The 10093-nt window shown below is 58.9% G+C and carries 14 protein-coding genes and 1 pseudogene; 7 read left to right on the plus strand and 8 right to left on the minus strand.

From position 1 onward, the window contains the following. Window positions 1-225: 225 nt before the first annotated feature. Both J4G14_14100 and J4G14_14105 read right to left on the minus strand, forming a co-directional pair. The gene (locus J4G14_14100) at window positions 226-1968 is read right to left on the minus strand and encodes a hypothetical protein (GenBank protein MCE2458922.1); all 1743 of its coding nucleotides are present in this window, start codon (window positions 1966-1968) and stop codon (window positions 226-228) included. 489 nt (window positions 1969-2457) lie between these two features. Beyond that, a pseudogene (locus tag J4G14_14105) lies at window positions 2458-2746 on the minus strand (Tn3 family transposase). Window positions 2747-2895: 149 nt separating this feature from the next. Between J4G14_14105 and J4G14_14110 the strand changes: the two are divergent. Continuing rightward, window positions 2896-3399 carry a hypothetical protein gene (locus J4G14_14110; GenBank protein ID MCE2458923.1) on the plus strand — a complete coding sequence of 168 codons (504 nt, stop codon included), beginning with the start codon at window positions 2896-2898 and terminating at the stop codon, window positions 3397-3399. After that, on the plus strand, window positions 3396-3557 hold the full coding sequence (locus J4G14_14115) for a hypothetical protein (protein MCE2458924.1): 162 nt from the start codon (window positions 3396-3398) through the stop codon (window positions 3555-3557). Before J4G14_14110 ends, J4G14_14115 begins: the two co-directional genes overlap by 4 nt. 119 nt (window positions 3558-3676) lie before the next feature. Here the strand turns inward: J4G14_14115 and J4G14_14120 are convergent, their stop codons facing one another. From J4G14_14120 to J4G14_14145, 6 genes are all read right to left on the minus strand, one after another. Continuing rightward, window positions 3677-4585, minus strand: a complete 909-nt coding sequence (locus J4G14_14120; GenBank protein MCE2458925.1) for a hypothetical protein — start codon at window positions 4583-4585, stop codon at window positions 3677-3679. 335 nt (window positions 4586-4920) lie between these two features. Further along, the gene (locus J4G14_14125) at window positions 4921-5238 is read right to left on the minus strand and encodes a hypothetical protein (protein ID MCE2458926.1); all 318 of its coding nucleotides are present in this window, start codon (window positions 5236-5238) and stop codon (window positions 4921-4923) included. 367 nt (window positions 5239-5605) lie between these two features. After that, window positions 5606-6421, minus strand: coding sequence for a Uma2 family endonuclease (locus J4G14_14130; GenBank protein MCE2458927.1), 816 nt, complete (start codon window positions 6419-6421; stop codon window positions 5606-5608). A 613-nt stretch (window positions 6422-7034) separates the two neighbouring features. After that, complete coding sequence (locus J4G14_14135) at window positions 7035-7268, minus strand: type II toxin-antitoxin system PrlF family antitoxin (protein ID MCE2458928.1); 234 nt, start codon at window positions 7266-7268, stop codon at window positions 7035-7037. A gap of 11 nt (window positions 7269-7279) precedes the next feature. Further along, complete coding sequence (locus J4G14_14140; GenBank protein ID MCE2458929.1) at window positions 7280-7576, minus strand: HigA family addiction module antidote protein; 297 nt, start codon at window positions 7574-7576, stop codon at window positions 7280-7282. 16 nt (window positions 7577-7592) lie between these two features. Further along, window positions 7593-7871 (minus strand): type II toxin-antitoxin system RelE/ParE family toxin, encoded by a 279-nt coding sequence (locus tag J4G14_14145; GenBank protein MCE2458930.1) that lies wholly within the window; start codon window positions 7869-7871, stop codon window positions 7593-7595. 579 nt (window positions 7872-8450) lie between these two features. On the opposite strand from J4G14_14145, the gene J4G14_14150 reads away from it, so the two are divergent. The 5 genes from J4G14_14150 to J4G14_14170 all read left to right on the plus strand — a co-directional run. Further along, window positions 8451-8882, plus strand: coding sequence for a hypothetical protein (locus J4G14_14150; protein ID MCE2458931.1), 432 nt, complete (start codon window positions 8451-8453; stop codon window positions 8880-8882). A gap of 22 nt (window positions 8883-8904) precedes the next feature. After that, window positions 8905-9162 carry a ribbon-helix-helix protein, CopG family gene (locus J4G14_14155; protein MCE2458932.1) on the plus strand — a complete coding sequence of 86 codons (258 nt, stop codon included), beginning with the start codon at window positions 8905-8907 and terminating at the stop codon, window positions 9160-9162. Continuing rightward, window positions 9159-9566, plus strand: coding sequence for a putative toxin-antitoxin system toxin component, PIN family (locus tag J4G14_14160; protein ID MCE2458933.1), 408 nt, complete (start codon window positions 9159-9161; stop codon window positions 9564-9566). Before J4G14_14155 ends, J4G14_14160 begins: the two co-directional genes overlap by 4 nt. Continuing rightward, complete coding sequence (locus J4G14_14165) at window positions 9563-9703, plus strand: hypothetical protein (protein ID MCE2458934.1); 141 nt, start codon at window positions 9563-9565, stop codon at window positions 9701-9703. Before J4G14_14160 ends, J4G14_14165 begins: the two co-directional genes overlap by 4 nt. Window positions 9704-9891: 188 nt before the next feature. Further along, a partial coding sequence (locus tag J4G14_14170; GenBank protein MCE2458935.1) for a hypothetical protein occupies window positions 9892-10093 on the plus strand: 202 nt, incomplete at its 3' end.

Genomic DNA, 10093 nt, shown 5'->3' on the forward strand with positions numbered 1-10093 from the left:
CACTCCCATGAGGGTCGCTGCCTGCTCTGTTGTCATCTGCTGTGCTAGTAGGCTGTTGAGTACCTGAAGTCTTGCCATATAGCCACTTGAAAACAATAGGAGCATCATTTCTCATCTGGAGTGAGCTCACCCCAGACAGATTAGAGTCTCGAATACAACGGACACCCATCTTCTCGCATGGCGAGGATTCGGAGTCTTCAGCGCGGCACTGGATGACTGGGGAAGTCATGGCGATTCCCAGTACCACTTCGGAATGATCTCGTCCCGCGCTTCCTGGCTGAAACCAAAGGCCTCCCTGACATGATCGATGCCACGGGCGTCCGGGTCCTCGGGATCGAGGATGTCCACGCCCATGAGGTACAGGTCTCGAAAGCCCCTCTGATACTCCTCCTCACCAAGAGTCCGATAAAGGTCCAGGAAGAATCGGGTGCCGAGGCTGTAGGCACAGTCGCCCGCCAGAGTTTCCTCCAGTTGTTCCACACCAGTCAGATCTGCAGCGTAGGCACACAGATAGGTGTTTGCACCCCCCATTGCCTCCTGGCCGGTCGTGGTCTCCTCGTAGACGATTGACACAATCTCCGCTGCTCCCTCGTCCAGCCACAACTGCGAGCTGTTGTTCCAGTAGTAGTGTGCCACCTCGTGGGCGAGAATGTAGGGTGCGTAGGAGGCCTCGTCGCTGTCGTCATCAGAGTCGAAGTCGGGATGTACCGTCATACTGAGTCCACTGTTGTGGCCGGCGTAGTCCGACACCACGGCGTCGGCGTAGAAGAGCAGGAGGAAGTTCGTAGGGAGCGGTTCTCCCATGAAGTCCTCCGTGAACCGGACTGCGCTCTCGAGAAGTCCCATGCTCCTTGCCGCACCGGGCTGAAGTCGCACTATTGCGAGCTCGACGTCACCGGCGAGGGGAAGCTCAATTGACCGCCTCTCGATCTGTACATTCGATTGTTCGAGCAGTGTGTCCATCATGTCCGGGTTCGTTATCTGTACGTCGGAGAGCAGTGCCAGCGTTGCTGTCTCGTCGTCGGTTATGCCATCCACGACGGATGGATGGGACATGACCCTCCTGAAAGCTGCTGGGGAATCGTAGGAGAGGAACTCGAGGGACATGAGGGCGATAGCGTCGGACGGTTCGATGGATTCAAGGAAGCTCATCCCTATGAACTCGGCACCGGCGCCGAGTTCATAGGACATGGAGCCGAGCGCGGTGACAACGGTCGCTTCGTCGGGGAGGATGCCGTCGGTGAACCAGGGGTAAGAGACTAGTCGTTCGACGGCGTATTGTGACTCCGTAGCGACGTCCGAGAGCGATCCGATCGCCCACGCCTCGTCCTCGTCTATGCCGTCAGTAATCCAGGGAATGGTAATGAGCCGCTGGAAGGTTTCCGGCACGTCGAGCGCAAGATATACGAGTGAAACGGTCGCCCACGCCTCGTCCTCGCTGATCTCATCTGCAAGCCAGGACATCCTGAGGAGTTCTCTCGCGGCATCGGAGTCCACAAGTGCCAGGTCAATCAGGGACTGGGCTGGGCCCGACGCGATCCTTGAGACGCCATCTCTCACCCACGGAAGTCCCGCTATGGTGTGGTATGTTTCTTCGTTGCTTCGAAGGAGGAACGAGGCTGCACGGAGTGCATCGAAATCCTGCGTCGATGGGACCGTCGGCCGCTCACCGGGTTCGAAGGTCCTCTGGCCGACCGGACTAGGGAATGGTATCTGTGGTGGGAGAGGGCTGCCCAACTCTTCACTTGGCACCAGGGCAGAAATGGCGGTCGGGGTCAGAACGGATCTGGGCGTACTGGTTGGGGTGGCTGGAGCAATCGCAGTTGCCGCAGAGGAGGACGAGGGCACTTCGGACTGCCTTGCAATGGGTTCTGAGCTGCGGGAGACCTCAGAGTAGAAGAACATTGCGACGGCGCCTATGATCGCACCACCCACGGCGAAGAGAACGAGCCCGACTGAGAATCTCATTCAGTTGTGCCTCTTATTGCTCCTCAAGACCGGCTGGCCACTCTACCCCTTCCAGCTTCTCACCTCACCGGCTGCCGTGGTAGGAGTTTCCTGGTCGCAGTTGACATGGCGAACGCCGCAGGGCAGTCTCTCCAACTGTAGCAACATCGACAGGACGCAGCATTGGCCAACAGTTCGAGACAGAGCGAGAGATTCATGAGGATGCTTGGAGAAGGACGGGCACGTCTGATCCGCCTGATTATCATGTCTGTCCTGGCTCTCTCGGGGACCGTTCTTCAGGGGCTGGTGGTACGCAGCGCAGATGGTTGGCGGGGAGTTGGGCAGCGCTGGAATGTGGGTCCACGCTGACAGCAAGCTTCCGCGCTTCAGGCTGGAACGGCTGCGCTCACGTGGACTGGATCAGCCGATGCAGTAGAGACTCGTAGGCAGATCGGTACAGGAACAGTTCGGGTCGATTGCGGTAGGGGGCAGAATCGTACGCTAAGGTCGCTACCGGCGTTCTGGCCACCGGTATTCGCCGGTGAGAAGGATGTGGGCCCACCCAAGGGGTGAGATATGGGCGAGGAACTCGGGCTCGACGGTCCGGCCGGCGTGTTTCCGCTGTCTGACCACTTCCCCAAGATGGGCGGTATTCCAGTAAATGACGATGGTGGGGAGCTGGTTGAGCCCGACTATCCGGTAGTGCTGGCCGTCGCTCGAATGGTCGCGGATTTCGCCCTGGCGTCCGATGCAGAAGGCGTTTCTTGAGCGCGTGATGAGCCTCGCCCTTGTTCAGACCGGTGTTGGCTCCGCGCTATCCGCAAGGGGATCGTCTATCGCACACTCAACCGGCGCCATTCCCCTTAGCGTACGATCCTGCCCCCTACCGGAATCGACCCCGAGTACGCCAACTACCGTTGCAGGGTTCGCAGGTGGTGCACTATCAGGGTGGCCAACAGAACATACTCCGTGCCTTCGAGACTGATAGGTACGGTAGTTGACGCACGGGTGTATGCAGACCGCATCGAGGTCTACTACAAGGGTCACCTCGTCGAGAGCATGGAACGCCTACACGGCGCCGGCGAGGAGCAGATCGACTACCGACACATCGTCGGCTCACTGGTGCGTAAGCCCGGAGCGTTCGCACGGTATCGCTTCAGGGAGCAGATGTTCCCGACCCGGACGTTCAAGCTGGCATACGATGCGCTGTGTGGCTGGAAGGGCGAACGTGCCGACGTCGAGTACGTGCGCATCCTGCACGTCGCCGCCACAACCATGGAGTCGAAGGTGGACGGGGCGCTCGCGAGATTGCTTGGGTCCGGTCTGAGCTTCGACTATGCGGAGGTGAGGAGGATGTCAGCACCGGCGCCCCCTCCAGTGCCAGAACTGAAGCTGCCGGGGAAGGTGAACCTCGGTGTGTACGACCGACTGCTGGTAGGAGGTGTGCGATGATCGCAGACACTCACGCACCGAGTGCAGTCGCCGAGCGAGTCAGGGAACTGTGCAGGCAGTTCAAGCTGCCGACACTGGCGGCAGAGACCGTCGGCAGGTTCAGCGAGGCCGGACACGCCGATGCACTGGCGATCCTTCTGGAGGTATTTGTGGGTTAAGGACAGCACCAGAGTCCGCGGCGATCCCGAACGGGTCGAATAGCGCCGCGCCAACCCACGGTACTGCTTGGCGGGCCAGTCAGCATCACTACGTGGCTCTGCTCAACTAGACATAGCAATCACATGTGGTTTGGGAGTTTCGCCAGTTGCGGAATCACAATCGTGTTGTATCGATCATGCAGCTTGTTACGAGTCACGTGGGACCACATCGAACGATCTGTCACTGCGACGTCCAAGCTTGGCATTGCACCGTAAATGGACCGAAGATCATCCGGCTTCCTGGCATAGAAGTGGTCAGCAGCTCTGGTTCCCCTAGCTGCGAAGCCCTCTTCGAATATGTCCCCAATCTCTAGTGAGACTTCCCGCGCAGTGATCACGTCTCGAATGCGACCGCGTCGCCAGTTTGGGTAATCGTTGAACCGCTGAACCTGTGCAATTTCCTCCGAAGCCTTCTGCTCAGCCATTCGCACGATAGCCTCCGGATTCCAGCCCAGTGCCCTCAATCCCGGCTCTCTTTGCGGTGTGGGGCCCTCGATTGCCCTTTTGTTTAGCTCAAGTTGGGCGTCAGAGAGCACAGCGTCAAATGCTGCTGGGCCACGGGGACAAGTACGTCGAGCATCTTCGGTCACATCTTCACCACTCGGTGACTCAATCCTGATACCTCCCATCTTGCCGTAAGCTCGTTCCACACCCCAATCGAGGTAGTTCGTCGTGTTAAGGGGGGCAGGATTATATCCAACTGTCATATCCAGGACGGCCTCGACTTCATGGGTCGCAACAACCGACGGTGAGGTTACCACCATATAGCGGCAAATTTGCTCAATGACTTCACAAAGGTCGCGGCGCTGTCGGTAGTTGGTGATCTTCAGTATTTCAATGTAAATGTATTCGGAGAGTGGGAAGACTGCTGTGCCATCTCCGACTGCTTCGAGGCACTGGTCAAGAATTAACCTGTGCTTCTCGCCGTCTCGATGTCCACTGTGCGCCTTCGACGACTCGATCCAGTGATTCAGATCGAGATAGATCAATCTGGGCGGCCGAACAGGAAGGCGAAGAGTAGTCGGCCACAACGAATCTGGCCACGAAGTGTGATGAGAATCCAATGCTTGGCTCCTCAGCCGAATTGAACAGCTAGTTCCCTGAATCCCTAGTTGTAACCCTGCAAGTATCCATGCTGGAAATCAAGCCTCGTGGAAAGTCACCCAGAACGAAGACATACACAGTTCACGGTACCCGGTCAAGACTCCCGACGGGTCCGGCACCATCTCCAGGTAGATTAGGGTGGTCTGGATCAGGGAGTCCCCTAGCCAGCGGCTCAGGTAGCGGATGATCTTGAGAATATGTGGGCCTTTAGGACAGAAGATTATCCTTGACCCATGATATTCCGGTAAGTACCAACACGCCGATGAGGATACCGATTGCAATGCATAGGAAATTGTCGGCGAGGTATTCGTTGATGCTGTCCATCTGTTACTTGTGTCTCCTGCGATTTGCTGGAATGAAAGCAAAGATAAGAGCCGATGCTCCCATAGGAGAGCGCCGGTCTCAGCGCCGCCTGCATCTCTCGGCGCATCGGTACGATCCTGGACATGTTGCCCTTGCCGGCGCGCACCCTAGGCGGCGGCTTGGCATCGAGTAAGCGGTCGGCAACCTCTAGTGCCAGCGCCTCTGCGATGCGCAGTCCGGCCCTCTGCTGCTAGAGCATCAGCAGCTTGGCCCTGGGGTTGTCCGTGGCCCTGATGATAGCCTAGACCTCGGGGGCCTCAAGGTACTCGGGCAGTTTCCTAGGCTGCCTCGAGGTGTCGGTCGCCTTCGGGCCACCGCCTGGGTTGTCATGTTGCTGCCGCCCCGGTGCAAGAAATGCTCCGAGTGATTCTTGCAAACTGGAGCTTTCTCGTCCAGTTTAAGGAGGGGGTTCAGCTACCCTGGATGGTCGCGGATGCAAGAAATGTGGGTATTTTCTTGCACGCTCATCAGGGGTTCACGGCACGCGGGCTGCTGAATAGAACGGCGACCCCGCAGGGCACGGTGCCATTGCGTTCCAGCCGCTACTCACCTCGCAGCCGGCGAAGCTCCGCCTCCAGCTCGGCAGCGCGGGCCTCCGCTCTCCCACGAGCTGCCGCCTCTTCATGAGCACGAGCCTCGGCGGTTCCAGCACGGGCCTCTGCTCTCCCGCGAGCTGCCGCCTCTTCATGAGCACGAGCCTCAGCGGTTCCGACACGGGTCTCAGCAATCTCAGCGCGACCTGCGTCTTCCTTGTGGGACCGAAGGTAGCTCTCCGTCACGGGATCGAAGAACCGCAGCACCCCCTCCTCCCAGCACACGTAAAGTCCCAACACCTCGCTGTAACCGCGAAGACGGTCTTCGGTAAGCACTTCGATGTCAATCGGCTCATACTCGCCGTCCACCAGACGGTCCCCGGCAAGCGCAGCGTCGTGATACTCCCCCCCGCTCGGGTCGAAACGCCAGTACTCCACCACACCGAAGCGCTCATAGTCGCGACGTTTGTCGGTGTAGTCCACTCTCCCGGTCGTGGGGGACGCCACCTCGAGCACGAAGTCGGGAGCCTTGCCCTGCCGGTCTATCGCATATCCCCTCTGCTCCTCGATGAGCTCACGGTCAGCGCCGCGCACAACCATCAGGTCCGGTATGCGAGCGTCGTCACGCACGGGCAGCCCGGGTCCGACGGGGACCTCGCTTGCCACCGTGACGTTCGGCGTGTCTGCGAAGTGGACCGTCAGGGAGGTCACAACAGAGGTCTCGTAGAGGTGGAGCCAGTTCTGCATGTCGTCCCGCGGCGGATAGTAGGGAAAGTGCTCGAGCGTATCCGATTCCTGTGTGAGTGTGGTCGTCCTGCCGGTCATCGCGGAGACCTCCGGGGGTGGGTGAGTTGAGAGACTACCGACTGCGGACATTGTACCATCCACAGTGCGAGACGACGCGGGATGGGACTGCTCCCCAGCATGCCCTGTTCAGATGCCTATGTCTCCCTCGCTGGCGACGCTGAGTTGGTCTATGGGACTGTCGATGCGTTCGGTGAGTCATCTATTGAACGCGCTGGGCTGTGATCTGTCGAGGATGAGTATATGGGGTGCAGGCTGCCGGGACGAGCGCACCTTGTGGATGGTTGAGCAGAGAACGATCTGCCCATGCGAACAGCGAGCTTACCGATAACTTCACCAACCGCCTGTGGAACAGTTACCAAAAACAGGTCTCTACTTGACATAATATTACTAGTACGAACCAACGGCCGGATTGCGAATTCCGCACTGAGGGATTGACCACAGATCGGAGCTGCTGCTGCGTCGCTATTCCGCTACGTCTGCCTGGCTGCGGACCCGGTTGAACAGAAGCTGGTCTCGATCGGTGAGTGGCCCGATGAATGGCTGGCACGTATCGGGTGATGAAACCCGTTCGATCAATGCGCGAGCAGCCTCAGTCTGCTCGGGGACGTCGCCCACGAGGTGTCGAGGGCGGTCATCCCTCCACAGCCCCCTCAGCGATGGAGTCTTCCATCTCTTCGAGACTCACAGGAGGACCGTCATACTTCATGCTGCCGAACAGGCGGCTGGTGGGACGGACCGGCATTATCAGTGCGCCTCCGTCAAGTATGACGTAGCGCACCTTGTCTCCCGCCTTCAATGCCAGGGAGTCCCTCACTCCCCTGGGCAGGGTAGTCTGACCCTTGATCGTTATCCTGGACTCGAACATCGCGGGGATTCCTACGCGGTGGGCTGGGGCTGGTAGCGCTCGACCCGGATTCTGTCTTCACTCTTGCGCGCCTGAGCCAAGTCGTATGCAGTCTGGCGGATCAACCAGAAGTCGGCGCTGGACCATCCGGCCTTCTCCAGGCGGATGGCCATGTCGGGCGAGATCGCCGCGTGACCGTTCAAAACCCGAGAGAGGGTATGACGGGCAACACCCAGCACCGCCGCCGCCTCGGTGACGCTCAGGCCCAGTGGGTCCAGGCAGTTTTCCTTGATGCTGCGACCCGGATGGGGCGGATTCTTCATAGGCATGGTCTCGCCCTCCTCTTCAGTGGTAATCGACGAGATCAACGTCGTACACGTCGCCAGCTTCAAACCTAAAGGTGAGTCGCCAGTTGCCGGTAATCGAAATGCTCCATAGTCCTCTTCGGTTTCCTCTGAGTGGATGCAGCCTGTATCCTGGCAGGTCGAGATCGCTCGGCCTGCCGGCGGCATCCAAGTCTGCCATGGCGAGAATGATTCGGTCCAGTTGGTCGGAGGCTATCCTGCTGGGGTCGTCTCGCTCAAAGAGCCGCCTCAACCCTCGATGGCGAAACGAACGGATCATGCACTGATCATACCGTGTGCCGGTACAGCTATCAACAGGTCCTTGAGGTGAACATGCCGGATTCCATCAACGGGATGATGGACCATGTGCGGGCGCAGATTCCTGACCACGTCCACCACGGCGAAATAGTGGCCATCGACGTGGACAGCGGAAGAGGGCTGGGTCGTAGACTCCAGTAGAATTGCATGGAGAGTAATCCAGCGGGAGGCAATTCGATATGTTGGCGGAGCTGTTCAGGAAGCCGGAACTGCACGAGAAGGTGAAGAGGGCAAGGGCAAGCCTAGAGGTTCGCAAGAAGGAGAACAGGTTCCTCAGGAAGAAACTCACGATCCTCAGGAAGAAGGCCCATATTTTGAATGAGCTGAAGAGGCGGTTGGCCACCCCTTCGGACACAGACGCCATGCAGCAAACAGAGGGCCATGACGCAAATGTTGATCCTCCCGTCAATACGTTCCATGAATGGGAGCTGAGGGCGCTGGACAGAGAATTGGTCGAACTTCCCCGCTCAGACCTCAATCAGCGCCTGGGGCCGCGATTCACGACCCGGGAATCCGTGAGCGTGAGCACGACTACTTCCTGTTGTCCGACGAACCGAAGGATGCCCCCACCCTGGGGGAGACGGACATTCCGGTCCAGTACATGGACGACTACATGGAGAACACCGGCAACCTCAGTGACTTCCTGCAGGACTTCCCCGAGGTGAACATGCCGGATGCGATCAACGGGATGATGGACTATGTGCGGGCGGAGATTCCTGACCACGTCCACCTCAACCGTGAGAGTGGTTCGCCGACTTTCTGGGGCACCGAAGATCGGATGAGAGAAATGTTTGAGTTTCTTGCCGCTGGACGCTCTCTGGACGACTACCTCTACCCTCTGTCGTCACCCAGCCGCAGGCAGGTGACCAGAACCCTGAAGCTGGCCTGCCTGCTGATGGAGGCAATGGCCTACGAGAACGCCGCCGGCAGGTTGATTGACAGGAGATGCACCGATGTCCCAACATGCCGGTAAGACTCAGTAAGACGGGCTTGGTATGTCGCGAACCACCAGGACGATCACCTTCTCTTTGCCTCCGGACCTGGCGGACCGGGTGGACGAAGCAATTCAGCAGCAGGGATGCTCCAGAAGTGAATTCTTGAGGGAGGCGATCGATCGCTACATCCAGGAGGTGGAGTGGAGAGGGCTGCTCCACTACGGTGAGGAGAGGGCTCGGGCAGAAGGTATTGGCCCCGAGGATGTCCCTCGGCTGGTGGAAGAGTACAGGAGCGAGGTCAGTACCACCCGTAGATGAGAGTCGTCCTGGACACCAACGTCATCATCTCCGGCTTGAACTTCCCGGGTAACGAAAGGCTGGTTCTCGAACTGGCGCTCCGCGGACGATTTGAGCTCTATCTGACTGAGTTCATTCTGGAGGAGGTGGCCGGGGTCCTTGGGCGGAAGTTCAACTGGACTGGCGACCGCATACAACAGGCACTGCGAACATTGAGTGATACAGGCCAGATGGTCGAACCTCCGCGGCTCCCAGAGGTGATCGAAGGCGGACACGCCGACAACCGTATCCTGGAGTGCGCTGCGGAGGCCTCGGCTGACTACCTCGTGACCGGAGATCGCCGGCATCTGCTGCCGCTGGAGGAGTATCGGGGCACGAGAATCGTCAACGCCCCCCGATTCCTTTCATCTCTGGAGGCGAGTTGACTTCGAAACGGATCTCCCGAACTTCAGAGAGTTTCTTCACCGAGAAAGGTGCTGACTACATCGACGCCAAGCTCAGGTTGCTGTGCCGTGACAACGACGACGAAAAGGTGCTCAGATATGCTCAGAGACACCACTGAAAGAATCTACTCATAAGCCCCTAATTCCCTGCGGCCTGCCTCAGGCGGAGATGACACCGCCTGACTCTCTCGGAAGGGTTGATACGTCCACCAGTCATTTCGGGAAGTGGCCTGCTGCGCGGTTGAGCCGGCCGGACCGGAATGGCTACGATTGGCGGCACATCACAGAGGCCCGGGAGTGAGACGACATGAGCTACGCCCACGACATTTATCTGGCCCTGGATCACGACCGGGCGGAGTTCGCGGCTGCGGTCTCTGACATAAGGACGCTGTTCAGGCGGGCTGAACTCCCGATTGCCGGGCCTGGCGCCAGGCCCGGCACAACGCCCGTTCTCGATGCTGATTTCGTTGGGTTCAACGGAGTCAATCAGAACTGCGTCTGTGATCCCG

The sequence above is a fragment of the Dehalococcoidia bacterium genome (genome assembly GCA_021295915.1).
GTDB lineage: Bacteria > Chloroflexota > Dehalococcoidia > Lucifugimonadales > UBA1123 > VXRN01.